The following is a 26,436-nucleotide window of genomic DNA, read 5'->3' as shown; positions in this document are numbered from 1 at the left end:
TGCCAACCCTTACCGCAGGTTGACCAGGGTCTGGAGGATCTGGTCTTGCGTTTTGATCGACTGAGAATTGGCCTGGTAGCTGCGCTGCTGCGTGATCAGATCAACCAGCGCACCGGTCAGGTCGACGTTCGATTCCTCCACCGAACCCGCCTGAACCAGGCCTAGGCTGCCTGAACCTGGGCTACCCACCAGGGGCTGGCCAGACTCCGGCGATTCGCTCCAGAGGTTCTGACCCAGCGAAAGCAAGCCGTTCGGGTTGGCAAAGCTCGCCAGCACAGTCTGGCCGAGGATCTTCGACTGACCGTTGCTGTAGCGACCCTGGATCGTGCCGTCCTGCGCAATGGTGATGCCGGACAGACGGCCCGACGCGTAGCCATCCTGCACCTGACGGTTGATACCGAACGCGCTGCCGTACTGCGAAGATCCTGTGAAGTCGAGCTCGAAGGTCAGCGGCGTCGCAGAACCAAAGGTCGGCGCAAACGTCGCGGTCACCGTCAATGGCATCGTCGTCGTGAGCGCTCCAGAGGTGTCGAACGCCAGTGCGGTCGGGCCGGTTGTCGCGGCGCCATCCACCGAGGTATGCATATCCCATGTACCGCCGCCGGTCTTCACGAAATACATCGTGTAGATGTGGGGGTTGCCGAGGGAGTCGTAGATCGAGATCGAGGTCGATGAGTTGTACGACAGGGGATCCGGCAGGGGGGCAGCAGCGGTACTGACGAAGGGCACCGTCGGGACCGTCTGGCGCGAATCAAGGTTGAGGCCGACTTTCGCGGAGGTCGTCGGCTTCGGCTGCAAGTCCGAGGTATTCAGAAAGATGTCTTGCGGCGTCGCGGGAAGGATCACACCAAGCGCGTTTGCAGGGTATCCCTGAAGCCGATAGCCCGCCGCATTGACGACGTAACCGTTCTTGTCGATCTCGAACTGCCCGTTTCGGGTATAGGCCACCGCGCCTGCGGGTTGCTGGACCCGGAAAAATCCGTTCCCGTTGATGGCCAAATCGAGCGGGTTGCCGGTCGGCGTAATGTTGCCTTGACTAAACAGTTGTGACACCGCGCCGACGTTCACGCCGATACCGACCTGAACGCCCGCTGCAGCGCCGTTGAGTGCGGCCGCATAGACATCATTGAACTTGGTCTGGGAGCTCTTGAATCCGATCGTGCTGCCGTTCGCCACGTTGTTGCTGATGACGTCGATTGCCTTGGATGCGCCGTTAAGCCCGCTGAGGCCTTGCTGAAATGCCATGATCCTTCTCCTCGCCCGCTCAGGACAGAATCCGCTTGATATCCGACATCGAGAACATGCCGAGTTTTCCGACTTCGATCTGGGCGCCTTGGGCACCACTGACCACACTGCTCACCGTACCGAGTTGCAGCGCGGTGGCGGTGACACTCTTGTCGCCCTGCACCGCACTGACTTTCACCGAGTACATGCCCGAAGCCGCATCTGCGCCGGCTGAAGTCTTGCCGTCCCAGGTGAAGACATGGGAACCGGCGTCCATCGCGCCGAGGTCGAGGTTTGCAACTTCCAGCCCGCTCGAATCGACGATCGAGACCTTCACCTTGTCTGCCGCGCCACTCAGATCGACGCCACCGAGCGCTTGCCCGTTGTAGAGCTGCAGCCCCTTGCCATCGACCAGCACGCCGCGTCCGACCATCGCGGCCGCCTGCATCGTCTGGTCGGCCTGAAAGGCGCTGAGCATCGTCTGCAGCGTGGCATTGACTTTGGTGAGCCCGTCGACCGTGCTGATCTGCGCAAGCTGCGAGGTCATCTGCGCGTTGTCCATCGGATTCATCGGATCCTGATTCTTCAGCTGGGTCGTGAGCATCTGCAGGAAGTGATCCTGCGAGACCGGACTCGCGTCACCTGAGGCCGTCTTGGACTTGCTCTTCCCGTTGATCGAGTCGAGCAGATCCTGGCTGACAACGCCGGCGCCGCTACTGGTGCTACTCGCAGACGAAACGAACATGATTCAACTCCCGATCAGCCCTGGCCCAGTTGCAGCGTGCGTTGCATCAGGGTCTTGGCGGTATTCATGACCTCGGCATTGGTCTGGTATGAACGCGAGGCAGAGAGCATGTTGACCATCTCCTCCACCACATCGACGTTCGGCATCTGCACATAGCCCTCGGCGTTGGCGACCGGATTCTTCGGGTCATAGACCAAGCGCCCGGGCGCGGCGGATTCCACCATCTGCTTGACGTGCACGCCCATCGCGGCGCCGCTGTTGCCCATGGGAACCGCCTCGAACACCACCTGCTTGGCGCGATACGGCTGGCCGTCCGACTTGACGACGCTCTCGGCATTGGCGAGGTTGCTGGCCACCGCGTTCAGGCGCAGTGCCTGCGCGCTGAGGGCCGAACCGGCAACGTTGAAGACATTGAGCGTGCTCATGGTTCAACGCCCGCTTACTGGTTCGAAACCGCCTGCTGCATCGAACGCAGCAGACCATTGATGAACGAGAGGCTGGCCTCGTACTGCACCGCGTTCTCGGCGAAGGCGGAACGTTCGATATCCATATCCACGGTGTTGCCGTCAACAGCGGATTGCGTCTCCTGGCGATACTTGACGAAGGGCGACATCGGCGATTTCTCGCCGGCGTCGATGTGCCGCGCCGAGGTCGTATTCAGCGCCAGTGGCTTGACCTTACCGTCCAGTGCGCCCATGAGTGCCTCCTTGAAGTCGATGTCCCGCGCCTTGTAGTGCGGGGTGTCGGCGTTTGCGATGTTGGCGGCGAGCAGTTCCTGGCGGTAAGCACGCGCATTCAGCGCGGCTTGCTGGAATCCAAGGTGACGGTCAATCGCTGTGGTGGTCATCGCAAATCTCCTGGTGGCCCGGGCTGCCTGGGGCGGTCCGGAACACACGCCCACCCTTTTGCAGCTTCCGTGCCAGCATTCTCGTCGCCACGCACAGCAGGCCTTGCGCCGAATAGAGACGGATAAAGCCGGCAATTCAGGCACTGACTGCCGCCGCGAACGGCAAGCCTTGCCGGCCGGCACGGCAAGCGCTGCCCATGTGACAATCCGCATCGATGAAGACCGAGACCCGATTCCTGCTCACATCGCTGCTTGGCGCCGCACTGATCTTCGCCAGCGCGGCGCGCGCCAGCGAGCCGATGACGCCTGCGCGGGCGGCGATCCGCGATAGCGTGGTCGATTTTCTGCAGCGAGCCGCCACGCCGGGCCTCGGCGAGGTGAAGATCGAGTTGGCGGACACCGCCATCCCGCGCAACGCCAAGTCGTGCAACACGCTGAGGGCATTCTTTCCGAGCGGGCAACGGGCCTGGGGCCGCACTACGGTCGGAGTCAGTTGCAGCGCGCCGGCGTGGACGCTTTATGTCGCCGCGCACGTAAGGATTGAAGGCGACTATCTGGTCGCCTCGCGGCCACTTGCTGCAGGAACCGTGCTCGGAACGAGCGATTGGGAAGTGCGCCACGGCGATCTGGCCGCCCAGGGTGCAGGCGTGCTCACCGCTGCCACGCAAGCCACCGGCCGCACGCTGCGCCAGCCGGTCGCCAGTGGCAGCGCACTGCTCAGCAGCCAGTTGCTGACGGTACAAGTGGTGGAACGCGGGCAACGGGTGCAGGTCATAGCGCAGGGCGGAGGCTTCGAAGTCGCGAATCAGGGCGTCGCGCTGACGCCCGGCGCCGAGGGGCAGCTTGTCCAGGTGAGGCTCGATTCCGGCAAGGTATTGCAAGGGATCGCCAAGCCTGGCGGGCGCGTCGAGATCACGCCCTGACGCAACCAGCCCAAGTGCCGCGCCGGGCCCGGGAGCAAGGGTCAGGGCCTACTCGAATTGAATGGAAAATTGTTAAAGTTCCGCAGGTTGGCGCCGTTAAACCTGACAACAAGCCGAAGAAGACTACGCAAACACGGTGCAAGACAGGCAGTTCCGTTTTCGCGAAGGCTTTGAACAGGCCATAACCGGAGCGACATCATGAAGATCGAAGGCACATACAAGGGCGTCGGCAATGCCGGCGACGTGAAGGCGCGAGGTCCGCGCGAAAGCGCTGCCAAACCGGGCGCCGAAGCGGGCTCGAAGGTGGAAGTTTCGCCTTTGGCATCGCAACTGCAGCAACTGCAGGGCACGCTGACCAGCGTGCCGGAAGTCGACGCAACCAAGGTCGGCGAGCTCAAGCAGGCAATTTCCGAAGGCCGCTTCCGGGTCAATCCCGAAAAAGTCGCAGACGGGCTGCTCGAAAGCGTTCGCCAGATGCTGACCGCGCAACCCCGTCAGGCTTGATGCGCGCTGATCGAAAGGCGCGCCGGGTTTGACCCCGAACGCCCTGCTCCAGGCACAGTTCGCCGCTCTGCTGGCTGAAGCATCCAGCCAGCTGGAGCGGTTCGTGCGTTTGCTCGACGACGAGCATGAGTTGCTGCTCACCGGCAAGGTCGAAGCCCTGCTGACGCTGGCTGAAGACAAGACGGCGGCCGTCCGGCAACTGCAGCAGACGGAAAACGCGCGCGCCCTGTTGCTGAGTCGCGCCGGTGTCGACGCCAGCGCGGCAAGGATCGGCGACTTCATTGCCCTGCTTCCTCAACAAACCGTGAACGCCTGGCAGCACTACCTTGGGCTGGCGCGGCGCGCCCATGACGCGAACGCGCGCAACGGCACCTTCATCCGTGACCAGCTACGCGTCAATCAGCAGGCCATGAGCGTTCTGCTCGCGCATAGCGGGCCTTCGCTTTACGACGCCGACGGGATCACCTCGGCACGTCCGGGCGGCCGTCTCTTCGGCCAGGCCTGATCCAGCTACGGCGGAAAACCTCGCATCACGATTCGTCGTGTTCTCACGGCAATTGGCGTTGCAGCAGGTATTCATCCCATGCCGGCGGGGCGCACGCAGCGAGGGCACATCACACACTCAAGCCGAAACTGCCTTCACTCGGGCAGAGTCGCCCCAAGTGCTGCGCCGCCCGGACTGGGCGTGATCGGCCCGACCGACGGCCCTTCGGCTTCCGGCGGGAACATCGATTCCACCTGGATACTCACCCGGCGGTTGCGCTGACGCCCTTCCGCGGTGCTGTTGTCCGCCACCGGCCGCTGGTCGGCGTAGCCCGCCACCGTCAGCCGCCGCGCGTCGACGCCGGCTTCGATGAACAAGCGGACGACCGAACTTGCCCGCACGGATGACAACTCCCAGTTCGAGGCGTACGCGGCTGTAGAGATCGGCACGCTATCGGTATGCCCCTCGACGCGAATCGGGAAGTCGCCTTGCGCGACAACCTGACCGACCGCACTCAGCGCACGTGCAGCCTCCGGCCCAAGCAAAGCCTCACCCGGGTTGAACAAGGCACTGGCGTTGATTTCGATGGAAATGCCGTGCGCGCCCTCGCTCACGCTGACCTGACCGCTGCGCACCAGGGGTTCCAGCACACGCCGCACCTGCTCGGCCATGCTGTGCATCTGCTGACGCGCCTGGGTGCGCGCCTTTGATTCGGGCTGGGTCGATTTCTGCGGCCGGTTCTGCTGTGGCACGGCTCCGGAAATCGACGCACGCGGCACGATATTCATACCGTCCGCATTGGTCGTGACATTGCGGAAGGCGCTGACCAGAGAATTGGACAAGACGCGGTACTTGCCCTCATTGATCGAACTGAGCGCGTACATCACAACGAAGAACGCAAACAGCAAGGTAATGAAGTCCGCGTACGAGACAAGCCAGCGCTCGTGGTTCTCGTGCTCTTCTTCGTGCTTGCGACGGCCCGCCATGACCAGCTTCCGTTGTTGAGGGAACATCAGAATTAACGGCAATCCGCCCCGCTTCTTGAGCGCAGCCGCGCAGTCATGCGCGACAAGGCGCCCATACAAAAAGGGGCGATCGGAATATCGATCGCCCCTTCTGCTCACACGACAGCAGCGCCCATTACTTGAGCTGCTTGACCCAGTACACCGTAATGCCGGGTGTCGGCTGTTCGACCGCATTGGTCGCCGAACGTCCAATGGCATCAACCACCGGCAAACCGGAAATGACTTTGCCGAACACCGCATAGCCGTTGGCGCCAGCAACGTTCGGGTCGTAGTTCAGCATCAGGTTGTCGACCGTGTTGACGAAGAACTGCGACGTCGCAGAGTTCGGGTCGCTGGTCCGCGCCATGGCGATGGTTCCGCGCAGATTGCTCAGCCCATTGTTGCTCTCGAGTGTGATCGGGCCATACAAGGCATCCTTTGCCTTCAGTTCACGGGTATAGCCGCCCCCTTGAAACACGAAGGATGGCACTACGCGGTGGATCGCCGTATCGGAATAGAAACCCGCACTCACATATTTCAGGAAGTTGCTGACGGTTGCCGGCGCGCTGGCCGGATAGAGCTCGAAAACCATCTCGCCGCGGCTGGTCAGCATGCACACTGTGGGGAAAGCGCTGGCATTTGACGCAGCAACACCCGCATCGCTGCAGTTACTGGCCGGCGGCGTCGGCGTCACGCTGCCGCTGTCCGAAGAACCGCCGCCACATGCGGCCAGCAGCGACATCAGAAAGAACGAGGAAACCAGCTTCACGATCGAAGTATTTTGGAACATGGTGACTTTCAGAGCCTTGGGTCCGGTAGACGACGCCTATCGCGCCAACTCGTAATTATCACCCGACAGTGCCCTGCGGCGCTGACGACAAGTCGTTGCAAATCGTGTCTGGAATGTAATCGCTGCATCGGCCGCAGCGCCGCCGGATACGAACGCCGACGCAGCGCCCTCAGGCGATATACCCCTGCAGCCGGCTCTCGATGATGCGCGGGTTGTCGCCGTGGGCAATGCCGACGAGGCCGTCGATCATCATTTCTCGCACCGCAACCAGTTGCGTGATGTGCGCCAGCAGTTTCTTGGCGACCGGGAGGAAGATCAGGTTGGCAGAACCGACGCCGTAGATCGTGGCAACGAAGGCCACCGCGATGCCGGCACCCAGCTTGGAGGGGTCGGAGAGGTTCTCCATCACATGAATGAGGCCCATCACCGCACCGAGGATGCCAATGGTCGGCGCGTAGCCGCCGGCGGCTTCCCATATCTTGGCGCTGGTCTTGAGCTGTTGCTCCCACGCGCCGATTTCCACTTCAAGCACTTCGCGCAGGCGCTCCGGCTCGACGCCGTCCACCAGTAACTGCAGGCCCTTGGCGGCAAATGGATCCTTGATGCCAGCAGCCTGCCCTTCCAGCGCAAGCAAGCCTTCCTTGCGGGCAATGCCGCTCCAGGAAACGATCTGGTCGATCACGCGGCGAAACGGCGGCGCCGGTGGCACGAAGATCCACACAGCCATCTTCACGCCCTGACGGAATACCGTGAATGGGCTCTGCAGCATGACCGCACCGAGGGTGCCGCCGATCACGATCATGAATGCAGTCGGCTGGACCAGCGACCCGACGTGGCCACCCTCCAGCACCTGCCCGCCGACGATGGCAGTGAGGCCGAGCAGCAGACCGAAGATGGAGATCTTGTCCACGCCCGGCTCCCTGGCTTATGCCGATGCGCGGCGCCCGCGCGTGCTGGCCGCATGGGCACGCACCGTGCCGGTAATGCGCGAACGCAGGCGCGCAATTGCCTGGCTGTGCAGCTGGCAGACCCGCGATTCGGATACGCCAAGCACTTCACCGATCTCGCGCAGGTTCAGGTCCTCTTCGTAGTAGAGGCCCATGACCATCTTTTCCCGTTCCGGCAGATCGTCAATGGCTTTCACCAGCGATTCGCGCATCGTCTTGTCCTCAAGTACGTCCAGCGGGTCGGCTTCGTGTCCTGCCACATGGCGCTCAAGGAAGTCTTCTTCTTCCTCGTCGCTGAAATCCTCGAAATACACCAGCTGATATCCGCGCGCTTCCTGCAGCATCTTCTGGTAGTCGACCAGGGTCATGCCCAACGCCTCGGAGAGTTCCTTCTCGGTCGGCTGCCGCCCGAAACGCTGTTCGAGCTGGTGGATGGCCGTCTCGATGCGACGCATTTCGCGGCGAAGACTGCGCGGCAGCCAGTCGTTCTCGCGCAGGCCGTCGAGCATCGCGCCGCGGATCCGCTGGACCGCGTAGGTCTCGAACTGGGCGCCCAGACCCTCTTCGTAGCGCCCGATCGCGTCGAGCAGGCCCAGCATGCCGTTCTGGATGATGTCTTCCACCTGCACGCTGGCCGGCAACTTGGCCATCAGGTGGTACGCGATACGTTTCACAAGTGGAACGTACTGCGTGACGAGCTGGTTCTTGTCTAGCGTTCCCGATGCCGTGTACATCTCGTGTGACTCTCTCTTCTACGGTCTCGTTCGAGGCTTCGGCGAAGCCTCCCTGCCGTTGCTACTCACACTATCGGCCGCCTGAGAGGGAAATTGAGCCCTTTTTCAGGATTTTTTATCTCAGGCCGCTACATGGCCAGCGCCATCGATGTGCGCTGGCGCCGCTTGGCCAGACCCAGCACGCGTTCAAGGAAGACGCCATCCGCTGCCGAATCCGACACTGCCGCCGCAGCGGCCGCGCAGGCTTCGAGGCTGCTTACCCGGCGCAGCGCGAGTCCCGTCTGCCGGTGGCCGACCAGGATCAGGTTGGCCAGCAACGCTTCGGCCTCGTCCGGATCGCGTGCCGGCGCGAGCGCCAGGTCGATCTGCGGCCATGGCCCGCCGTCGAGCCGTTTGATCAAGGCATAGGCTTCGGTCGTCGCACGCGGCGAGCCGTCGAGCACCACCACCATACGGTGCGCTGCGCTGGCCAGCGGCGAGAGCACCCGCCCCTCGTCGGGCCGCGCATGGATCAGCCACAGATCGCTGCCTCGTTGCAGCGCGCGGCAAGTATCGGCGAAGCGATCGCTGAGCACCCGGTCGGCACCGTTGAGCGCACGCGCAAGCCGCGCCGAAGGGAACAGCGACAAGCCCGGCCCGGCATCGACCCGCACGGCGTCAAGCGCGACATGGCGTTCCACCGCCTGCAACAGATCGAAGCGCGCCGCGGCACCCAGTGCATCGGCGAAATTTCCGCTGGTCGCCATTTCGTCGAAAGCCACCACATGCCGGCCGCCCTGCGCCCGCGTCAGCGCCTGCCCGGCAAACCAGTGCATCGCACGGGCACCGAACACGCTGACCGCAACCACCTGCGGCGGCGCCTTGCGCAACAGCTTGCGCAGACCCGCGGCCTGATCCTCGAAGCCGGCTTTCATGCGTGCGCTCCATCGTTGCCACGAAGGCGCGGGGCGGAACTGAGCAGCCCGGCATCTTCGGGGGTAAGCCGGAATGGCGAGTCCGGCGTCAGTTCGCGCAAGGCACGGTGGGTCAGCCAGGCACGGTTGGGCAGGTGCAGGTCTTCCGGCACGCGCTGCCCGTTGGCCACGTAGTAGGCACGCAGCTCGTGCCGGATCACCACGTCCAGCGCAGGGGCAAGCGACACCGCCTCATCGGTCTTGGTCAGGATGCAGCCGGCCAGGTCCGGCCCTTCGTAGGCACGCACCACGTCTTCAAGCGTGTCGCCGCGGCTGGTCGAGTTGAGCAGCAGGAGCCGGCGAACGCAGCCCGCGCCGGAGAGCATCGCGGCCTGTTCGGCGACCATCTTGTCGCGCTGGCTCATGCCGATCGTGTCGATCAGCACCATGTGCTTGCCGGCCAGATCCTGCAGCGTGCGGCGCAGTTCGGACGCGTCGCGCACCGTGTGCACCTGCACGCCGAGGATGCGGCCGTAGATGCGCAGTTGCTCATGCGCGCCGATCCGGTAACCGTCTGTCGTGATCAGCGCAAGCCGGTCCGCGCCGTGGCGCACCACACACCGCGCAGCGAGCTTGGCCGCGGTGGTGGTCTTGCCGACCCCGGTCGGCCCGACCAGCGCATACACCCCGCCACGTTCGATCAGATCTGCTTCGGATTCGAGTGTCAGCATGCGACGGCTGATCTGGTTGCGCACCATCGTGCGCGCGGTGTCGGCAGCAACGTCGACCGGTACCGTCTCGGTCAATTCACGCGAGAGCTGCGCCGAAAAGCCGGTTTCCAGCAGTTCGCCCATGATCTGGGCGCGTACCGGTGCACCGCGGGTCAGTTCTCCCCAGGCGAAGCCGGCGAGCTGGCGTTCGATCATGCCGCGAATCGCACCGAGTTCGTCGGCCATCTTCGCATTGGCGGCTTCCAGCGCACGCACCTTCTCGGCTTCCGCCGCGTCGGCCGCCATGCGAGCAGCGATCTCTGCGGCGCGCTCCTCGGCCTGGCGTTCGCGGCGCGAAACCTGCGGCTGTGCCGGCTGCGGGCGCGCGGGATAGGGTTCCGCAGCCTCGGCGCGCAACTCGGCGCGTTGCGCCCATGGGTCTTCCGGCGGCGTCGGGCGCTCCAGCGGCGGCTCCACTGGCCGGCCAGCGCGGTCGACCCGCGGCGGAATGAAGGGGCGAATCTGCGCGCGCGGATCGCTGACCGCGTGCGGCACGCCCTCTGCCAGCCCTTGAGTGAACGACTCCGCAGTGTTGTTGGCGTGCGCCACGCGGGTGCTCAGGCTGACGCGGAAATCGTGTTCTTCTTCGCGCGGCATCGCGATCGCTGGGGGCGGCGCCTTGGCGGCCACGGCACGCGGTGCGGGCGCTTGCACGCGGATCGGCTCGGGCGCCGGTGGCGGGGCCGGCTGGGCGCGCGTCTGCGCGCGAATGCCTGCCTGCACCGCGCCGACCTCTTCACTCGGCAAGGCGAGGATCTCGACACCGCCATCGACCGCCCGGTTCGAAAGCACCACGGCATCGTTGCCGAGCTCTTCCTTGACGAGCCGGAGCGCATCGCGCGCGGTGCGGCCGTAGTAGCGTTTGACGTTGATCATCGTGAGCCTCCGGTGCTACGCAGCCTGGACGACGGGCGTGGGCTGCATGTCCTGTGTCAGCAAGCGCCGTTCCACCCCTGGCGAATCCGGCCTTTCCTGCTTTGATCGGATTATTCCGCCTCCCCTCCTCCGTCAAGCGGCAGAACACGCCGGTAAACACCGGCCATTTCTGCCGCACCACCCGCCGAAAACAAAATGGCGCCCGCAGGCGCCAATCTGTGTGGAGGTAAAGCTGCTCAGTTCTTGCCCCCGATGATGGCGGTGACGCGGATATTGCGCGACTCCGGCACCTCGGAGTTCGCCAGCACGCGCAGGTTCGGCACCGCGCGCCGCAGGAAGCGCGCGAGCAGCCAGCGCAACTGGTTCGGCACCAGCAGCACTGCCGGCAAGCCAAGGTCTTCCTGACGCTGCGACGCCCCCGCCGCTTCGCGCATCAGGTTGTCGGCGAGGTTGGGTTCGAGCACGCCTTCGCCGCCGCCAGACTGCACCGCCTGCAGCAGCACCCGCTCCAGCGTCGGGTCGAGTGCCATGACCTGCAGTTCCGCGCCACCCGGGAACATCTGCTGCACGATCGCGCGGCCCAGCGCGGTGCGCACGCGTGCCGCGAGGTCCATCGGATCCTGCGTCCGGGTGGCCTGCTCGGCCAGCGTTTCGATGATGGTCCGCATGTCGCGGATGTTGACCCCCTCTTCGAGCAGGTACTGCAGCACGCGCTGCAGCACATGCAGCGGCATGAGCTTGGGCACCAGGTCTTCGACCAGCTTGGGCGAATCCTTCGCGATGTGGTCGAGCAGTGCCTGGGTTTCATGGCGCCCCAGCAGTTCCGCCGAGTGGCCGACGATCACATGGTTCAGGTGCGTCGCCACGACGGTGCTTGCGTCGACCACCGTGTAGCCCATCGCATGCGCCTGCTCGCGCAGCCCGGCTTCGATCCAGATCGCCGGCAGTCCGAAGGCCGGATCGCGCGTCTGGTTGCCGGGCAGCGGGCCACTGACGCGGCCGGGGTTGATGGCCAGGAACATGCCCGGGTAGGCATCGCCTGTGCCGATCTCGACGCCCTTGAGCGTGATCCGGTAGGAATTGGGCCTTAGTTCGAGGTTGTCGCGGATATGCACCGGCGCGGCGAGGAAGCCGACATCTTGGGCGAATTTCTTGCGCAAGCCGCGAATCCGCCGCAGCAGTTCGCCGTCTTGCCCCTTGTCGACCATGGGGATCAGGCGGTAACCGACTTCCAGGCCGAGCACATCGACCGGCGTCACGTCGGCCCAGCTCGCTTCATTGGATTCGGTCGGAGCGGTCGGCGAAGGTGCCGCAAACGATTCTGCCGCCGCGGCGTCTGCCATTGCTTTCTGGCTCAGCTTCCATGCCCCCCAGCCAAAGACACCGGCCATCAACAGGAAGACGAAATTCGGCATGCCCGGGATCAGACCAAGCAGGCCAAGGATGCCGGCGGTGAGCAGCATGACCTTCGGGTTGGTGAAGACCTGCGAGACGACCTGCCCCCCCACGTCCTGCTCGTCGCCGACTCGCGACACCACCATACCGGCTGCCACCGAAATGACGAGGGCCGGCAACTGCGCCACCAGTCCATCGCCAATTGCCAGCAGGGTGTAGACCTTGCCCGCCTCGGCGGCCGTCAGGTCGTGCTGGACGATACCCACGATCAGGCCGCCGAAGACGTTGATCACCATGATCAGGATGCCGGCCACCGCGTCGCCGCGAACGAACTTCGACGCACCGTCCATCGCGCCGTAGAAGTCGGCTTCCTGGGCAATCTCCGAACGGCGGCGCTTGGCTTCCTTGTCGTCGATCAGGCCGGCATTGAGATCGGCGTCGATCGCCATCTGCTTGCCGGGCATCGCATCCAAAGTGAAGCGTGCCCCCACTTCCGCAATGCGCCCGGCGCCCTTGGTGATCACGACGAAGTTGATCACGGTGAGGATGATGAACACGATGATGCCGACCGCCGTGTTGCCGCCCACGAGAAAGTGGCCGAACGCGTCGATCACCTTGCCGGCGGCGTCCGGCCCGGTGTGACCTTCGAGCAGCACGACCCGCGTGGATGCCACGTTCAACGACAGGCGCAGCAAGGTCGTCATCAGCAGCACGGTCGGGAAGGCCGAGAAGTCGAGCGGCTTGCGGGTGTACATGCCGACCAGCAGCACCATCACCGCGACCGCGAGGTTGAAGGTGAACAAGAGATCGAGCAGGAAGGGCGGCAACGGCAGCACCATCATCGCCAGCACCATCACGATCAGGATAGGCGCCGCGAGTTGCCGGATGTTGGCGGTCGAGAAGATATCTCGCAGATCGAGCGTACTGGTTCCGCTAGCCATGCTTCGGCTCCTTCAACAAAGTGGCCGCCGCGCGTTGCGCGGCGTCAGTCATTACTGGCCAGGCGAGCAAAACCGGCTGGTTCATCTCGGGCCTGCGGCGGCGTTCGCCGGGTCAAGGCGTGGTGGCACCGGCAGATGCGTCGGCTCAGGCGGCGGCGTCACACCGTGCGCGGTTGCATGGCGCAGCGTGAAGACCCAGGCCATGACCTCGGCAACGGCGGTGTACAAGGCGGAAGGTACGTCGTCGCCGATTTCGGTGTAGCGGTACAGCGCGCGCGCCAAAGGTGGCGCCTCCAGCAGCGGCACCTGGTTCGCGCGGGCAATCTCGCGGATCTGCTGCGCGACAAGATCGGCGCCCTTGGCCACCACGCGCGGCGCCTTCATCGAAGCACCGTCGTAACGGATCGCCACCGCGTAGTGGGTCGGGTTGGTCACGACGACGTCGGCCTTGGGCACTTCCTGCATCATGCGGCGGCGGGCCATTTCGCGCTGGCGCTGGCGGATGCGGGCCTTGATCTGCGGATCGCCTTCCTGCTGCTTGAACTCCTGCTTGAGCTCGTCCTTGGTCATCTTGAGCTTGCTGTAGTACTGCCAGAGCTGGAACGGCACGTCGAAGAGGGCGATCAGCGCCAGGCCGGAAACCAGCGTCACCGTCGCCATCAGCAGCATCTCGGCGAACTCGGAAAGGCCCGGCTCGACTGCCATCAGCATCAGGTGCAGGGACTGCTCGCCACGTGACTTCATGACCGAAAATCCGATCCAGCCAAGCAGCGCGGCCTTGAGCAGCGCCTTGACCAGCTCGGACAAGCCCTGCAGCGAGAACAGGCGCGTCAGACCAGAGATCGGATTCAGGCGCGAGGCTTGGAATGAAAGGGCCTTGGTCGAGACGTTGAAGCCCCCGACGGCCACCGGAGCGGCCATCGAGGCAAGAACCAGCACCAGAAAGAGCGGTAACAGGGTCGTCAGCGCGTCTGTGAACTGGGAGTCCAACGCCGCGATCATCGCCGCCGGGTCCCGGACCTGGGCGGGTTCCAGCGAGAGCCCGGCGCGGGTGACCAGCAACATGCGCTGGTAGACCCAGCCGCCCAGCACCCACAACGAGGCGACGCCCGCCATCAGGACAAGCAGACTCCCCAGCTCGCGCGATCGGGGAACGTTCCCTTCTTCGCGTGCTTGTTCCAGCCGTCGGCCTGACGCTGGTTCTGTTCGTTCGAGATCGCTGTCTTCTGCCATGACCCATTGACTCCGTGTAGCGGATTATCGGCAGCGGGGTCTGGCATGAGCCTGCGATCAGGCGGGGAAAACTGCCGCTATTCCGGCAGCCGGGCCTGCACGAGCCGCGGTCCGGCAAGGCCAGGCGCCAGACCGGATGCAGTCAGCCCAAAGAAAAGGCCGTCTCGCGGACGGCCTTCAAGGAGAGAGTCGATGCGTGGGAACCACCCCACGAATCTATTAACGATCGTTCTTGCGATGAACTTTAGGGCTATTTGAAAAGATTTCAGCCCTTGGCCTTGGCGATGCCGGCCATGATTTCGCCGATCGCCTCTTCTTCCCCGCCCCAGCCCAGCACCTTGACCCACTTGCCCGGCTCAAGATCCTTGTAGTGCTCGAAGAAGTGCACGATCTGGCTGCGCAGCAGTTCCGGCAGATCGTCGAGGGTGCGTACCTTGTCGTACAGCGAGGTCGTCTTGCTGATCGGCACTGCGATCAGCTTGGCATCTTCGCCGCCCTCGTCCTGCATCTTCAGCAGCCCGATTGCCCGGCAGCGGACAACAATGCCGGGCAGGAGCGGAAACGGCGTCACCACGAGCACATCGACCGGGTCACCATCACCGGCGATCGTGCAGGGTATATAGCCATAGTTGCACGGATAGTGCATCGAAGTACCCATGAACCGGTCGACGAACATGGCGCCGGTTTCTTTGTCGACTTCGTACTTGATCGGGTCGGCGTGGGCCGGGATCTCGATGATGACGTTGAACTCGCCCGGGGCCTTGCTGCCCGGCGTCACGTTGTGAAGGCTCATGTTCTGTTCTCTCTGTGTGATTTGGGAACGCGCGGATTGAATTTTATCACCCGAAGCTTACGGCTTGCTGCACTGCACCCAAGTACTCGATGCGCATCCCAGGCGCGTAGCGGACTTGCGCTGGATCAGACGCCTCAAGAACCGCGTTGCCATGGGCGACGAGCCTCCATTAGGATGCCCGGGCGCCCGCGATCGCAAAATAACAACGACACGGACGCCAAGAGAGTCGCTTCAGGCAGTTGAACCTTCCAAAACAAAGGAGTTGCCCCTATGTCGACGACCATGGCGCTGTATTTCGCCTTGGCCTGTGGCCTTGCTGCCGTGCTTTACGGCTTCATTTCTCGCAGCTGGATTCTTTCGCAGGACCCCGGAAACGCACGCATGCAGGAGATTGCGGGCGCCATCCAGCAAGGGGCTGCGGCTTACCTCGCAAGGCAGTACAGGACGATCGCCGTCGTCGGCGTGGTCCTTGCAGTCCTCATCGGCGTTTTCCTCGATCTGACCACCGCAATTGGCTTCGTGATCGGCGCCGTGCTGTCCGGTGCCTGTGGCTTCATCGGCATGAACGTGTCGGTACGCGCCAACGTGCGCACCGCGCAAGCGGCCACCAAAGGCATCGGACCGGCGCTGAACGTTGCGTTCCGCGGCGGCGCGATCACCGGCATGCTGGTGGTTGGCCTTGGCCTGCTCGGCGTCGGCCTTTTCTTCTGGTACGTCAGCAAGGGGGCCACGGTCGCTGACTCGGCAACTTTGAAGCCCCTTCTCGGCTTTGCCTTCGGCTCGTCGCTGATTTCGATCTTCGCGCGTCTGGGCGGCGGCATCTTCACCAAGGGTGCGGACGTCGGTGCCGACCTGGTCGGCAAGGTTGAAGCCGGCATCCCGGAAGATGACCCGCGCAACCCGGCGGTGATCGCGGATAACGTCGGTGACAACGTCGGCGACTGCGCTGGCATGGCTGCGGACTTGTTCGAGACCTACGCCGTGACGCTGATCGCAACGATGGCGCTGGGCGCGCTGATGGTCGCCGGCGCACCGCTCAATGCCGTGATCTACCCGCTGCTGCTCGGCGGTGTGTCGATCATCGCCTCGATCATCGGCTGCAGCTTCGTCAAGGCCAGCCCCGGCATGAAGAACGTGATGCCGGCGCTCTACCGCGGCCTCGCCGTTGCGGGCGTGCTGTCGCTGATCGCCTTCTATTTCGTCACCAACGCGCTTTTCCCGCAGCCCGTGCAACTGGCCAGCGGCGACAGCATTACTGCGCTCTCGCTGTTCGGCGCCTGCGTCGTCGGCCTGGTGCTGACGGCTGCGATGGTGTGGATCACCGAGTACTACACAGGCACCGATTACAAGCCGGTTCAGCACATCGCTCAGGCTTCGACCACCGGCCATGGCACCAACATCATTGCCGGCCTGGGCGTTTCGATGAAGTCGACCGCATGGCCGGTACTGTTCGTGTGTATCGCGATCTTCGTGGCGTTCAAGCTCGCCGGCCTGTTTGGCATCGCCGTCGCAGCGACCTCGATGCTGAGCATGGCGGGCATCGTTGTGGCGCTCGACGCCTACGGCCCGATCACCGACAACGCCGGCGGCATTGCAGAGATGGCCGAGTTGCCGGATAGCGTGCGTGACATCACCGACCCGCTCGACGCGGTCGGCAACACGACCAAGGCCGTCACCAAGGGGTACGCGATCGGTTCGGCCGGCCTGGCCGCACTGGTGCTCTTCGCCGACTACACCCACGCGCTCGAATCGCGCCACATGCATGTGACCTTCGACCTGTCGAACCACATGGTGATCATCGGCCTCTTCATCGGCGGCCTGATCCCCTACCTGTTCGGTGCGATGGCGATGGAAGCGGTCGGCCGTGCAGCAGGCTCGGTGGTGGAAGAAGTGCGCCGCCAGTTCCGCGAGATCAAGGGCATCATGGAAGGCACCGGCAAGCCGGAATACGGCAAGGCCGTCGACATGCTGACCGGCGCTGCGATCAAGGAAATGATCATTCCGTCGCTGCTTCCGGTCGTCGTACCGATCCTGGTCGGCCTGATCCTCGGACCGGCAGCCCTCGGCGGCCTGCTGATGGGCACCATCGTGACCGGCCTGTTCGTGGCGATCTCGATGTGTACCGGCGGCGGTGCGTGGGACAACGCCAAGAAGTACATCGAAGATGGCCATTTCGGTGGCAAGGGCTCCGAAGCCCACAAGGCCGCCGTTACTGGCGACACCGTGGGCGACCCCTACAAGGACACGGCCGGCCCGGCAGTGAACCCGCTGATCAAGATCATCAACATCGTGGCGCTGCTGATCGTGCCGCTGCTGCCGATGATCTGACCGCAAGCTGATTCACCATGAAATACGGCCGCCCGAGGGCGGCCGTTTGCGTTTTGCCTTTGTGCTGTCAGTCGGTTTCGAAGCCTGCGCCTCGCACCGCAGCCTGCAGCACTGGCAAGGACACCCGATCCGGATCGAATTCGACGGTCGCCTGAGCCGCATCAAGCGACACGATGGCCGTGGCGACCCCCTCCTGCGCTTTCAGAACCCGCTCGACCGAGCCGACACAGCCTTGGCAACTCATGCCACTGACTTTGAACGTAACCGTTTCCATCACTTCACCTCGCAACCATAACCGGGCAGTGCGCCAGCTGAACAACCCTCGCCGCGACTGAACCTACGAGAACTTTTTCCAGCACGCTGTGGCCGCGCGCGCCCAACCAGATCCAGTCGCATCCGCGGTCGACCGCATAAGCGACGATCGTTTCAGCGGGTTGACCGACCAATACCTGCTCATCAAAACTCAATCCAGCAGCCCTCAACCGGCTCGCTGCCGGCGCCAACGCGATGCGGCCTTCGTCGGAGTAATAACGATCCAGCGCACTGCTCTCGATATGTCGTGTCGCAAACGTCATCGGCACAGGGTTATGAACCGTAACCAGTGTCAACGCAGGCGGCGCGGCGAAAAAGCTCAAGGCGCGCAGCAACGCGTCGATTGCCGCGAGCGATGCGGCCGAGCCATCGGTGGCCAGCAGGATTTTCATCGTCAATCCCCTCCTTCATACATGGCAGATCACGCCCTGCCATAGCTTGCCGCCCAGAGAGCTGGCATTGGCAAGCCCGAATGCGCCAAACGCTATCACGGTGAGCCCAGCGCCCAAACGCAGCCAGCGCCGCTGCAGAACAGCTCGCAACTTCACCGCAAACATGCCTGCAAGCAGCAGATTGGGTAAGGTGCCCACGCCAAAGGCAAGCATCAGCGTCGCACCGCGAAGCGCCGACCCAGACACCAATGCCGTTGCAAGAATGCTGTAGACAAGCCCGCACGGCACGAATCCCCAGATCAACCCGAGCGGATAGGCCGTCAGCGGACTGCGGGCAGGAATGAATCTCGCACCATACGGTCGCAAGCGCGACCATAAAACGCCGCCCAAGCGCTCAATCGGCGCCAGCGGCGCGGTCAAGCCGGTCAGGTAGAGCCCAAGCAACAGCAGCATGACGTTTGCCGCAACGTAGAACGCCATCTGCACTGGCAAGATTCGGTTGAGAAGGAAGCCAGTCGACCCCACCGCACCCATGAAGCACCCGGCCAGGGTGTAACTGCTTATCCGACCAAGGTTGTACGCGAGGTGTATCGGCAACAAGGCCGACGTGCGGGCCTGCCCTGGTAGATTGACCGTGAGCGCGGCAACCAGTCCGCCGCACATGCCAACGCAGTGCGTCCCTCCCAACAGGCCGATCAGTGCGGCGGCAAAGTATCCAGCTTCAGGCATGCAGTTCGCGGCAGTTTATTGCACCCGCCGAGCGGAAAAGGAGGCCAGTGTAGCGCCCGCAGCCCCGCGTTCAGATCACCTTCGAGTAGCGCACCACTTCGCGGTCGCTGCGCAGATGCGCGTCGAACACCATGGCCAGGACGCGAGCGAGCATGCGCCCCGGGACGCTGACTTCCACGCCATGCGGTGTGACGGTGCACAAACCATCGCGCTCGTGACCGCGCAATGCCTCGAGTTCCTGCGCAAAGTAGTCGGAGAATTTGATGCCCCAACCCTGTTCGAAGGCGCCGAAATCGATCTCGAAGTGACACATCAGACTCTGGATGACCGCATACCGGAGCTGGTCGTCGAAACTCATCTCGTATCCGCGCACCACAGGCAGTTCATCGCGGTCGATCGATGCGTAGTAGTCCTCCAGAGTCTTCGCCGACTGGATGTAGGCGGAGCCCACCTTGCCGATCGAAGAAACGCCGAATCCGAGCAGATCGCAGTCCGAATGCGTCGAATAACCCTGGAAATTGCGGTACAAGCGCCCATTCCGCTGCGCCACGGCCATCTCGTCGTCAGGTTTGGCGAAGTGATCCATACCGATGAACACGTAGCCGGCGCGCGTGAGTTTGTCGATCGCCATGCCCAGTATTTCAAGCTTCTGATCGGCACTCGGCAGATCCGCCGCGTTGATGCGCCGCTGCGGCATGAATCGCGTCGGCAGATGAGCGTAGTTGTACAGCGCGAGGCGGTCCGGCGAAAGGCTCAGAACGGTGTCCAGCGTGCGGCTCACGCGCTCGACGCTCTGGAACGGCAGGCCGTAGATTAGATCAATGCTGACGGACCGGAAACCATTGGCGCGCGCGGCGTTGATGACCGAAGCCGTCTCATCGACAGACTGGATTCGATTGACCGCTGCCTGCACGACCGGATCGAAATCCTGCACACCGACGCTCATCCGGTTGAAGCCTTCGGCACCAAGGAGCGCGACCGTTTCAGCCGAGACCCGCCGGGGATCGACCTCGATCGAATACTCGCCCCCTTCGGTCAGCGTGAAATGACTACGGATGGCGCGGAACAGTTCGCGGATTTCACTGTCCGACAGGAAGGTCGGCGTACCGCCGCCCCAGTGCATCTGCGAAACCAGGCGGGATCCGGCGAGTTGCGCCGCGACCAGACCCATCTCTTTGTCGAGGTACTGGAGGTAACGTTCGGCACGACTGCGATCCTTCGTGACGATCTTGTTGCACGCGCAATAGAAGCAGACCGTATCGCAGAACGGAATGTGGAAATATAATGAGAGGGGTTTCATCAGGCCGCCCTGCGCTCGCAGACCCAGATGTCTTGCGAAGTCGGTGCGTCCGAAGCCCTCATTGAAGCGGTCCGCCGTCGGGTAAGACGTGTAGCGCGGACCTGAAACGTCGAAGCGGCGGATGAGATCGCGGTCGAAGACCGGCATCTGCTCAATTTGATTCATTGTTTTGTTTTCTCTCTGTGGATGCCGGAAGGTGTCATGAACTCCGTAGGAGCCGTTTGATTGCCATCAACTAGCCCACTTGGAGCACCAGACTTGGAAAAACCCGCCACCATTGCGCTGACGGCCGTAAACCTGCGAACTGCGTGCACCCAATGTAATCTTAAGGAACTCTGTCTGCCGGTCGGGCTCGACGATGTCGATCTTGAACGCATCGACGGACTCATCACTGCGCGAAAGAAAGTGAAGCGGCAGCAGCACCTTTACCGCGCGGGCGAACCCTTCGAGGCGATCTACGCGATTCGGACCGGTTTCTTCAAAACCGACATCCTGACCGAAGATGGTCGCGATCAGGTCACCGGCTTCCAGATGGCTGGCGAGATCCTCGGACTCGACGGCATCTCGACCGACCGCCACGTCTGCAATGCCGTGGCGCTGGAGGATTCCGACGTCTGCATGATCCCGTTCGAGCGCCTTGAGGAACTGTCACGCCGGATCGAACCCTTGCAGCGTCAGTTCCACAAGTTCATGAGCCGCGAGATCGTGCGCGAACAGGGCATCATGATGCTGCTCGGTTCGATGCGAGCGGAAGAGCGGCTGGCCGCCTTCCTGATCAACCTGTCGCAACGCATGCGCTTGAGGGGCTATTCGGCGTCCGAGTTCCACCTGCGGATGACGCGCGAAGAGATCGGGTCTTACCTTGGACTGAAACTCGAAACAGTGAGCCGCGCATTCTCGAAGTTCCAGGATGACGGACTGATCAGCGTCCATCAGAAGCACATCCAGATCCTGGATGCTGAAGGCCTGCGCCGCCTGATCGGTCGCGCAAACGTCTGATCAGCGCCACGGGATCGGGCTATGCGTGTGCGCTACCGACACGATGTAGCCGAATACCGCCAAGGCGGCCGCGAAAGCGGCCGCTTTTTCTTTGTCTGTCCGCCCACGTTTGAGCGCAACGCTGCCGAGCATCACATAGGCCAGCAGCGCCACAACTTTGGCGCTCAGCCAATCATTTCGAACCGGCACCACGCCGAGCGCACAAGCAAGCGCAATCGCTGACGCAAGAAGTATCGAATCCACAACGTGCGGCACGATCCGGACCCAGCGTCGCTCGACCCACGAGGCGGATCGCATCACGCCTACGCCTCGGGCGACGAATCCGCACCCGGAGATGATCGCGCAGCCAACGTGGACGCCCTTGAGCCAGACGTAATCCACCCCGATTGCCGCCAGTTCAACGCTCAAGCACGTATTCGCCAGGCGCAGCCGCGAGCTCCGGATAGGCTGCCGTAGCGAGCGGAGGCGGTGCGACTTGCTCGCCGCAGCGTTCCCCCAACCACGCCGTCCAGTCCTCCCACCAGCTTCCAGCAAGATGTTCCGCCCGTTCGCGCCACGCATGGGCACTGTCGGTGCGATGTGCGGTCGCGATCCAGTACTCACGCTTGGGCGGTTGCACCGGCGGATTCACAATGCCAAGGATGTGACCACTGGATGACAAGACGAAGCGTTTTTCGCCGCGGACGAAATTCATCACGCGAAACGCCTGGCGCCAAGGCGCGATGTGATCGTCTTCAGCGGCTACTGCATAGAGCGGCTGATTGATCCGCCCCAGATCAATTGACTCGCCCGCCACCGACAGCGCGTCGGGTTCGATCAGCTTGTTCTGCAAGTAGAGCTCGCGCAAGTACCACGCATGCATGGCATACGGCATTCGGGTCGTATCCATGTTCCAGTACAAGACGTCGAACGCCGGCGGCTTCTCGCCCATCAGGTAGCCCTGAACCACGTACTGCCAGATCAAGGGGTTCGATCTGAGCAGCCTGAACGAGGTCGCCATGTCGCGCCCATCCAGATAGCCACGCTGCTCCATCGCCCGGGTCAAGTACCTGACGCTTCCCTCATCGATGAAGACCTCGACGTCGCCCGGCTTGGCGAAGTCGACCAAGGTCGTGAACAAAGTCCAGTGGGCCACTGGCATCGCCTCAGGTGCATAGCGCCGGTTGGCCCATGCCATGTACATCGACAGGCCCGTCCCGCCAATGCAATAGCCGACGGCATGCACCTTGTCGGACCCGGAAAGCGTACGCGCGGTCTGGATCGTCGCGTCGATGCCCTCAAGCAGGTAGTCGTCGAAGCGCACATCCCGCATCTTGGCGTCCGGATTCTTCCAGCTTGTGATGTAGACGTCGAAACCCGCATCCCGCAAATAGCGAACCAGACTCTTTCTTGACGTCAAATCCAGAATGTAGAACTTGTTGATCCAAGGGGTGATGATGACCACCGGCATCCGATGGACCGCCTGCGCCGTCGGTGTGTAGTGGATGACTTCGACAAGCCTTGTGCGAGCCACGACCGCGCCTGGGGTCTGGCCAAGGTTGCGCCCAACCTTGAAATCGCTCGGATCGGCCATGCGGATATCACCTGCACGCAGATCCTCCATGAAATTCTGCCAGCCGGCCTTGAGCGTCGCGCCCTGGCTCGCAACTGCGGCACGCTGCGCGACCGGGTTCAGCCAAAGGAAATTGGTGGGCGCCACCGCATTGAGCCACTGGCGCCACCAGAACGCCGCGCGGCGCCGCTCTGTCCCTGATAGCCCCGGGGTTGCATACAGTGAATCCTGCGCATGACGGGTGAACAACAGATACCACTGCTTCAGGGCGTTCCAGCTTGGGTTCTCGGACCAGACAGGATCAGTGAATCGGGTGTCGTCCGGTTGGGGTTTTACGACGTCCTGGGTCTTCGCCCCCGCGGCACGCGCAAGGGTATTGCATGAGAGCGCCCAGGCTTCGGTGGAAAAACGGGTCATGCGATCGGCAAGTTCAAGCGGATGCAACCACCAGGCCGCCTGGGCATGCATGACAGGTGCAACGACACCCAATGGATCAACGCTCGCCGAAACCTGCTCTCTCACCGTGCCCAATGAGATGGCTGCTCCGTTCGCGGATTCCGTTGAACGATCACGAACATGGTCCGAACACATGGCGTCCTCCCACCCTGAATGCCTGTATTCATGGTACTCAGCGCAATGAGCTCATGCGCCAAAACGTCCGACCGCGATTGACAGTGGTCAAAGCGGCGCGTCCTTTGCCGCCTAAGATGAAGTTGCCGCTCTCAGCCGGAGGTCAGATCATGTTCAAGCACATTCTTGTTCCAACGGACGGGTCGGAGCTCTCGACCACCACCGTTTCCCGTGCGGTTGTCTTCGCAAACGAAATTGGTGCGCGCATCACATTCTTCTTCGCGCAGCAGGAATACCCGATACCGCTCTATGGCGAGGGGGCCTTGCTGGTACCGGTATCACCGGATCAGTTCGTTGATGCCACGAAGAAGGAAGCGGAAAGGATCCTGACGGCCGCGCAGACGGAAGCCGCCCGCCTTGGCGTGCAGTCGGACACCGATACGTCCGTCAGCGACCTGCCGTACGAATCGATCATCGACGCAGCCAAACGGCACGGCTGTGACCTCATCTTCATGGCATCGCACGGGCGAAAAGGGGTGGCGGGATTCCTGCTCGGGAGCGAAACGCAGAAAGTCCTGACCCACTCGAGCATCCCGGTACTGGTTTTCCGTTGACGACTACAAGTGCGCACGGCATCGATTGAGCCGTGCGCTGGCTTTCAATGCAGTCGCGCGGTGTGGTGCGGGCGCGGCGGGAGGTGGTTGATCTCCTGCGGCGTGCGTTGATAGAACAGCGTCGCGATGCTGGACGCGGCGCACAGCATCCAGAAGCAGAAGAATCCGATTGAGTAAGTCGCGACCGGGGAAAAATCCACCGTTGATCCGAACAAATAGAACTCGGCCGGATTGATCACGGTAAAAAAGACTGCTTCCGCAACCACCGCGACCCAGAATGAGGGCCAGAGCACCAACACCAGTTTCTGCATCACGCGCCTCCTTGTCGAACCCAGACCGGATTGGCAGGGCAAACAGGGCTAACGAAACACTGAACTGTCTGCCGCCGCAGCTACACGGTCATCGACAAACGCCATCCTCGCGCGAGACTCGCGAGGATGGGAGTTTTTCCGCCTTTGCCCGACGCTTGTCAAGCGCCCGGCGCTAGCGCCATGGTGGCGGTCGTCGGCAGCACTCCGCTCCCGGATATCCGCCATTTGCGCGACTCGTCTTCGATCAGGAACCGCCAACGCCCTGCGCCGACCGGCTGCATCACGCCACGATAAAGGTCATCCGCGCGTTCAAGCATTATGAGTTGATCCAGTCGCGCGTCTGTTGGGTGAGCAAGATGCAGCCTGAGGCGTGCCGGCATTGAGAAACCTGCATTCGCTCTGAGCGCGAATGCTGCACCGCCGCCGCTGATCGTAAGAGTGCCGCTCAGGCCCGCCGCGCGCGCCGCATCCTGGCGCGACAGTGTGCGATTGATGGCAAGTCCTTCCTTGTAGTAATCCTCGACGACCAGAGAGTCTGAACTCCGGATCGCAATGAAGAGCGTCACAAGGCTCGCGATCACGACGATCCCCGGCAAGCCGAACAGAATCCAAGGCCAAGGTTCCCTGTACCAAGGGCGTTGTGAGGTGTTCGGATGGGCAGTCTTCATTGGATTCATGGCAGCAGGAAAGTGGACTTCTCGCGCAGCACGATGTCGTTGTCGCTGCTGCGAAGTTCGAAGTAAATCTTGTGCGCACCTTTGGACCCGACATCGGATCGCGTTCGAACTTGAACTGTCAGCACTTTGGTGCTGGCTGGTTCAAGAGCCACAGTTGTTTCACCAACCATTCGCGCGCCCTCAAGCCCGGTCACTGAGAGTGATGCGCGACGAGGCGACTCGGAGACATTCATCACCTGAAGCGTGTAGGCGTTTTCGATGAGGTCGTCCTCCACCTCCCGCGCCATTACCGAACGGTCCCGAATGACATCGAGCCGGATTGACTGGCGCATCGATATCCCGGCGACAAATGCGATGCTGATGCAGCACAGAACCGCGCCGTAGATGAGGGTTCTGGGCCTCATCACATGCGCAACGATGTCCTTGCGCCCCCAATGCTTTTGTACTGCATTTTCGGTCGAATACCGGATCAGCCCACGCGGGTACTCCATCTTGTCCATCACCTGATCGCAGGCATCGATACAAGCCGCGCAACCGATGCATTCGTACTGCAGGCCGTCACGGATATCGATCCCGGTCGGGCACACCTGGACGCAGATGCCGCAATCAACGCAATCGCCCAAACCGTTTTCACGGTAATCCGAGCCCTTGCGGCGCGCTCCGCGGGGGTCGCCCCGCTCTTGGTCATAGGTGATCACGAGCGTATCCGGATCAAACATGACCCCCTGGAAGCGGGCATACGGGCACATGTACTTGCAGACCTGCTCCCGCATTACGCCGGCCATCAGGTAAGTGAAGCCACCGTAGAACGCGATCCAGAACATTTCCCAGCCGCCGAGTTGAAGCGAGGCGAAATTCGGCAGCAGTTCCTTGATTGGCGTGAAGTACCCGACGAACGTGATACCGGTCCAGAGCGCCACACCCCCCCAGGCGAGGTACTTGGCAAGCTTGATCGCCAGCTTGCGCGCTCCCCAAGGCGCCTCGTCGAGCTTGATCTGCTGGTTGCGGCCACCTTCGAGCTTCTGTTCAATCCAGACGAAGATCTGGGTGTAGACCGTCTGAGGACAGGCAAAGCCGCACCATAGCCGACCAGCCACCGCGGTAAATAGAAACAGCGAATAGGCGCAAATGATCAGCAAGACAGCAAGATAGAAGACGTCCTGCGGCGAGAAAACCAGGCCAAAGATGTAGAACTTTCGATGTGTCAGATCGAACAGAACGGCCTGACGCCCATTCCATTGCAACCAGCAGAATCCGTAAAAAACGAGTTGGGTGATCCAGACAAGCGCCCAACGCCAGGTCGCAAAAACCCCATGCACAGCGCGTGGGTAGACCTTCTTGCGGATCTCGTAGAGATCTTCGTCGAGGGCCGCCGACACAGGACGAATCGGGATTGTCTTTGCCCGGACTTTGGGCTTGCCGTGGTGATGACCAGGCGAGCCCTGATTCTGGTTCTGATCGCTCATGCGAAGTTCGCTAGTTTTCGTTGGGCACGCAGCAAAAAAGTCACCCGAGCCTTGGCTCGGGTGACTTGGTTGTCCTGACGGGC

At 62.6% G+C, this 26,436-nt stretch carries 28 protein-coding genes; 6 read left to right on the top strand and 22 right to left on the bottom strand.

From position 1 onward, the window contains the following. Positions 1–9: 9 nt before the first annotated feature. From flgE to flgB, 4 genes are read right to left on the bottom strand one after another with little or no spacing between them, the layout of a single operon-like run. Positions 10–1,245 (bottom strand): flagellar hook protein FlgE, encoded by a 1,236-nt coding sequence (gene flgE, locus GGR36_RS02230; RefSeq protein ID WP_183631429.1) that lies wholly within the window; start codon positions 1,243–1,245, stop codon positions 10–12. Between the two features lie 19 nt (positions 1,246–1,264). Beyond that, entirely contained in the window at positions 1,265–1,969 is a 705-nt protein-coding gene (locus GGR36_RS02225; RefSeq protein WP_221229478.1) for a flagellar hook assembly protein FlgD, read from the bottom strand. A 14-nt stretch (positions 1,970–1,983) separates the two neighbouring features. Next, on the bottom strand, positions 1,984–2,394 hold the full coding sequence (gene flgC, locus GGR36_RS02220; protein WP_183631427.1) for a flagellar basal body rod protein FlgC: 411 nt from the start codon (positions 2,392–2,394) through the stop codon (positions 1,984–1,986). Between the two features lie 14 nt (positions 2,395–2,408). Then, positions 2,409–2,816: a flagellar basal body rod protein FlgB gene (gene flgB / locus GGR36_RS02215; protein WP_183631425.1), complete on the bottom strand. Its 408-nt coding sequence runs from the start codon at positions 2,814–2,816 to the stop codon at positions 2,409–2,411. A 215-nt stretch (positions 2,817–3,031) separates the two neighbouring features. Here flgB and flgA point away from each other — a divergent pair, with 215 nt between their 5' ends. The 3 genes from flgA to GGR36_RS02200 all read left to right on the top strand — a co-directional run bounded on the left by flgA (position 3,032) and on the right by GGR36_RS02200 (position 4,748). Further along, positions 3,032–3,739 (top strand): flagellar basal body P-ring formation chaperone FlgA, encoded by a 708-nt coding sequence (gene flgA / locus GGR36_RS02210; RefSeq protein ID WP_183631423.1) that lies wholly within the window; start codon positions 3,032–3,034, stop codon positions 3,737–3,739. Positions 3,740–3,937: 198 nt separating this feature from the next. After that, complete coding sequence (gene flgM / locus GGR36_RS02205; protein ID WP_183631421.1) at positions 3,938–4,243, top strand: flagellar biosynthesis anti-sigma factor FlgM; 306 nt, start codon at positions 3,938–3,940, stop codon at positions 4,241–4,243. 28 nt (positions 4,244–4,271) lie between these two features. Next, positions 4,272–4,748 (top strand): flagella synthesis protein FlgN, encoded by a 477-nt coding sequence (locus GGR36_RS02200; RefSeq protein WP_183631419.1) that lies wholly within the window; start codon positions 4,272–4,274, stop codon positions 4,746–4,748. A 134-nt stretch (positions 4,749–4,882) separates the two neighbouring features. On the opposite strand, the gene motD is transcribed toward GGR36_RS02200, so the two are convergent. The 9 genes from motD to ppa all read right to left on the bottom strand — a co-directional run bounded on the left by motD (position 4,883) and on the right by ppa (position 15,103). Next, a complete protein-coding gene (motD, locus tag GGR36_RS02195; protein ID WP_183631417.1) occupies positions 4,883–5,713 on the bottom strand; it encodes a flagellar motor protein MotD in 831 nt (276 codons plus the stop codon). 154 nt (positions 5,714–5,867) lie between these two features. After that, positions 5,868–6,473, bottom strand: coding sequence for a peptidylprolyl isomerase (locus tag GGR36_RS02190; RefSeq protein WP_183631415.1), 606 nt, complete (start codon positions 6,471–6,473; stop codon positions 5,868–5,870). A gap of 217 nt (positions 6,474–6,690) precedes the next feature. Then, positions 6,691–7,431, bottom strand: a complete 741-nt coding sequence (locus GGR36_RS02185; protein ID WP_183631413.1) for a flagellar motor protein — start codon at positions 7,429–7,431, stop codon at positions 6,691–6,693. Between the two features lie 15 nt (positions 7,432–7,446). Beyond that, a complete protein-coding gene (locus GGR36_RS02180) occupies positions 7,447–8,202 on the bottom strand; it encodes an RNA polymerase sigma factor FliA (RefSeq protein WP_183631411.1) in 756 nt (251 codons plus the stop codon). Between the two features lie 128 nt (positions 8,203–8,330). Continuing rightward, entirely contained in the window at positions 8,331–9,116 is a 786-nt protein-coding gene (locus tag GGR36_RS02175) for a MinD/ParA family ATP-binding protein (RefSeq protein WP_183631409.1), read from the bottom strand. Next, entirely contained in the window at positions 9,113–10,741 is a 1,629-nt protein-coding gene (gene flhF / locus GGR36_RS02170) for a flagellar biosynthesis GTPase FlhF (protein WP_221229477.1), read from the bottom strand. The genes GGR36_RS02175 and flhF overlap by 4 nt, the downstream gene beginning before the upstream one ends. A 236-nt stretch (positions 10,742–10,977) precedes the next feature. Continuing rightward, complete coding sequence (gene flhA / locus GGR36_RS02165) at positions 10,978–13,077, bottom strand: flagellar biosynthesis protein FlhA (protein ID WP_183631407.1); 2,100 nt, start codon at positions 13,075–13,077, stop codon at positions 10,978–10,980. Between the two features lie 81 nt (positions 13,078–13,158). Then, positions 13,159–14,310, bottom strand: coding sequence for a flagellar biosynthesis protein FlhB (gene flhB / locus GGR36_RS02160; RefSeq protein WP_183631405.1), 1,152 nt, complete (start codon positions 14,308–14,310; stop codon positions 13,159–13,161). A gap of 265 nt (positions 14,311–14,575) precedes the next feature. Next, positions 14,576–15,103, bottom strand: coding sequence for an inorganic diphosphatase (gene ppa / locus GGR36_RS02155; RefSeq protein ID WP_183631403.1), 528 nt, complete (start codon positions 15,101–15,103; stop codon positions 14,576–14,578). Positions 15,104–15,373: 270 nt separating this feature from the next. Here ppa and GGR36_RS02150 point away from each other — a divergent pair, with 270 nt between their 5' ends. Then, positions 15,374–17,431 (top strand): sodium-translocating pyrophosphatase, encoded by a 2,058-nt coding sequence (locus GGR36_RS02150; RefSeq protein ID WP_183631401.1) that lies wholly within the window; start codon positions 15,374–15,376, stop codon positions 17,429–17,431. 67 nt (positions 17,432–17,498) lie between these two features. Here GGR36_RS02150 and GGR36_RS02145 read toward each other — a convergent pair whose 3' ends face one another. The 4 genes from GGR36_RS02145 to hemN all read right to left on the bottom strand — a co-directional run bounded on the left by GGR36_RS02145 (position 17,499) and on the right by hemN (position 20,329). Further along, positions 17,499–17,705, bottom strand: coding sequence for a heavy-metal-associated domain-containing protein (locus GGR36_RS02145; protein ID WP_183631399.1), 207 nt, complete (start codon positions 17,703–17,705; stop codon positions 17,499–17,501). A 4-nt stretch (positions 17,706–17,709) separates the two neighbouring features. After that, entirely contained in the window at positions 17,710–18,135 is a 426-nt protein-coding gene (locus GGR36_RS02140; RefSeq protein ID WP_183631397.1) for a universal stress protein, read from the bottom strand. 15 nt (positions 18,136–18,150) lie between these two features. Beyond that, positions 18,151–18,864: a sulfite exporter TauE/SafE family protein gene (locus tag GGR36_RS02135; protein ID WP_183631396.1), complete on the bottom strand. Its 714-nt coding sequence runs from the start codon at positions 18,862–18,864 to the stop codon at positions 18,151–18,153. Positions 18,865–18,934: 70 nt separating this feature from the next. Then, a complete protein-coding gene (gene hemN, locus GGR36_RS02130) occupies positions 18,935–20,329 on the bottom strand; it encodes an oxygen-independent coproporphyrinogen III oxidase (RefSeq protein WP_183631393.1) in 1,395 nt (464 codons plus the stop codon). 93 nt (positions 20,330–20,422) lie between these two features. Here hemN and fnr point away from each other — a divergent pair, with 93 nt between their 5' ends. Continuing rightward, a complete protein-coding gene (gene fnr / locus GGR36_RS02125; RefSeq protein ID WP_183631388.1) occupies positions 20,423–21,163 on the top strand; it encodes a fumarate/nitrate reduction transcriptional regulator Fnr in 741 nt (246 codons plus the stop codon). Here fnr and GGR36_RS02120 read toward each other — a convergent pair whose 3' ends face one another. Continuing rightward, positions 21,164–21,571, bottom strand: coding sequence for a SirB2 family protein (locus tag GGR36_RS02120; RefSeq protein ID WP_242533111.1), 408 nt, complete (start codon positions 21,569–21,571; stop codon positions 21,164–21,166). Then, positions 21,561–23,306 carry a PHA/PHB synthase family protein gene (locus GGR36_RS02115; RefSeq protein ID WP_183631386.1) on the bottom strand — a complete coding sequence of 582 codons (1,746 nt, stop codon included), beginning with the start codon at positions 23,304–23,306 and terminating at the stop codon, positions 21,561–21,563. Before GGR36_RS02115 ends, GGR36_RS02120 begins: the two co-directional genes overlap by 11 nt. 149 nt (positions 23,307–23,455) lie before the next feature. Here GGR36_RS02115 and GGR36_RS02110 point away from each other — a divergent pair, with 149 nt between their 5' ends. After that, positions 23,456–23,899 (top strand): universal stress protein, encoded by a 444-nt coding sequence (locus tag GGR36_RS02110; RefSeq protein ID WP_183634865.1) that lies wholly within the window; start codon positions 23,456–23,458, stop codon positions 23,897–23,899. Positions 23,900–23,943: 44 nt separating this feature from the next. Here the strand turns inward: GGR36_RS02110 and GGR36_RS02105 are convergent, their stop codons facing one another. From GGR36_RS02105 to ccoG, 3 genes are all read right to left on the bottom strand, one after another. Continuing rightward, a complete protein-coding gene (locus tag GGR36_RS02105) occupies positions 23,944–24,210 on the bottom strand; it encodes a hypothetical protein (RefSeq protein WP_183631384.1) in 267 nt (88 codons plus the stop codon). A gap of 158 nt (positions 24,211–24,368) precedes the next feature. Beyond that, the gene (locus GGR36_RS02100) at positions 24,369–24,887 is read right to left on the bottom strand and encodes a FixH family protein (protein WP_221229476.1); all 519 of its coding nucleotides are present in this window, start codon (positions 24,885–24,887) and stop codon (positions 24,369–24,371) included. After that, positions 24,884–26,353, bottom strand: a complete 1,470-nt coding sequence (gene ccoG / locus GGR36_RS02095) for a cytochrome c oxidase accessory protein CcoG (RefSeq protein ID WP_183631380.1) — start codon at positions 26,351–26,353, stop codon at positions 24,884–24,886. The genes GGR36_RS02100 and ccoG overlap by 4 nt, the downstream gene beginning before the upstream one ends. Positions 26,354–26,436: the final 83 nt, after the last annotated feature.

Source organism: Niveibacterium umoris, from assembly GCF_014197015.1.
Lineage (GTDB): Bacteria > Pseudomonadota > Gammaproteobacteria > Burkholderiales > Rhodocyclaceae > Niveibacterium > Niveibacterium umoris.
The sequence above is the reverse complement of the archived record's forward strand: the minus strand, read 5'-3'. Positions and strand labels throughout refer to the sequence as shown.

Coding starts and splice junctions, on each gene's coding strand:
- flgE (WP_183631429.1), bottom strand. CDS start 1,245: ATGGCATTTCAGCAAGGCCTCAGCGGGCTTAACGGCGCATCCAAGGCA.
- GGR36_RS02225 (WP_221229478.1), bottom strand. CDS start 1,969: ATGTTCGTTTCGTCTGCGAGTAGCACCAGTAGCGGCGCCGGCGTTGTC.
- flgC (WP_183631427.1), bottom strand. CDS start 2,394: ATGAGCACGCTCAATGTCTTCAACGTTGCCGGTTCGGCCCTCAGCGCG.
- flgB (WP_183631425.1), bottom strand. CDS start 2,816: ATGACCACCACAGCGATTGACCGTCACCTTGGATTCCAGCAAGCCGCG.
- flgA (WP_183631423.1), top strand. CDS start 3,032: ATGAAGACCGAGACCCGATTCCTGCTCACATCGCTGCTTGGCGCCGCA.
- flgM (WP_183631421.1), top strand. CDS start 3,938: ATGAAGATCGAAGGCACATACAAGGGCGTCGGCAATGCCGGCGACGTG.
- motD (WP_183631417.1), bottom strand. CDS start 5,713: ATGGCGGGCCGTCGCAAGCACGAAGAAGAGCACGAGAACCACGAGCGC.
- GGR36_RS02190 (WP_183631415.1), bottom strand. CDS start 6,473: ATGTCGCTGCTGGCCGCATGTGGCGGCGGTTCTTCGGACAGCGGCAGC.
- GGR36_RS02180 (WP_183631411.1), bottom strand. CDS start 8,202: ATGTACACGGCATCGGGAACGCTAGACAAGAACCAGCTCGTCACGCAG.
- GGR36_RS02175 (WP_183631409.1), bottom strand. CDS start 9,116: ATGAAAGCCGGCTTCGAGGATCAGGCCGCGGGTCTGCGCAAGCTGTTG.
- flhF (WP_221229477.1), bottom strand. CDS start 10,741: ATGATCAACGTCAAACGCTACTACGGCCGCACCGCGCGCGATGCGCTC.
- flhA (WP_183631407.1), bottom strand. CDS start 13,077: ATGGCTAGCGGAACCAGTACGCTCGATCTGCGAGATATCTTCTCGACC.
- flhB (WP_183631405.1), bottom strand. CDS start 14,310: ATGGCAGAAGACAGCGATCTCGAACGAACAGAACCAGCGTCAGGCCGA.
- ppa (WP_183631403.1), bottom strand. CDS start 15,103: ATGAGCCTTCACAACGTGACGCCGGGCAGCAAGGCCCCGGGCGAGTTC.
- GGR36_RS02150 (WP_183631401.1), top strand. CDS start 15,374: ATGTCGACGACCATGGCGCTGTATTTCGCCTTGGCCTGTGGCCTTGCT.
- GGR36_RS02145 (WP_183631399.1), bottom strand. CDS start 17,705: ATGGAAACGGTTACGTTCAAAGTCAGTGGCATGAGTTGCCAAGGCTGT.
- GGR36_RS02140 (WP_183631397.1), bottom strand. CDS start 18,135: ATGAAAATCCTGCTGGCCACCGATGGCTCGGCCGCATCGCTCGCGGCA.
- GGR36_RS02135 (WP_183631396.1), bottom strand. CDS start 18,864: ATGCCTGAAGCTGGATACTTTGCCGCCGCACTGATCGGCCTGTTGGGA.
- hemN (WP_183631393.1), bottom strand. CDS start 20,329: ATGAATCAAATTGAGCAGATGCCGGTCTTCGACCGCGATCTCATCCGC.
- GGR36_RS02115 (WP_183631386.1), bottom strand. CDS start 23,306: ATGTGTTCGGACCATGTTCGTGATCGTTCAACGGAATCCGCGAACGGA.
- GGR36_RS02110 (WP_183634865.1), top strand. CDS start 23,456: ATGTTCAAGCACATTCTTGTTCCAACGGACGGGTCGGAGCTCTCGACC.
- GGR36_RS02105 (WP_183631384.1), bottom strand. CDS start 24,210: ATGCAGAAACTGGTGTTGGTGCTCTGGCCCTCATTCTGGGTCGCGGTG.
- GGR36_RS02100 (WP_221229476.1), bottom strand. CDS start 24,887: ATGAATCCAATGAAGACTGCCCATCCGAACACCTCACAACGCCCTTGG.
- ccoG (WP_183631380.1), bottom strand. CDS start 26,353: ATGAGCGATCAGAACCAGAATCAGGGCTCGCCTGGTCATCACCACGGC.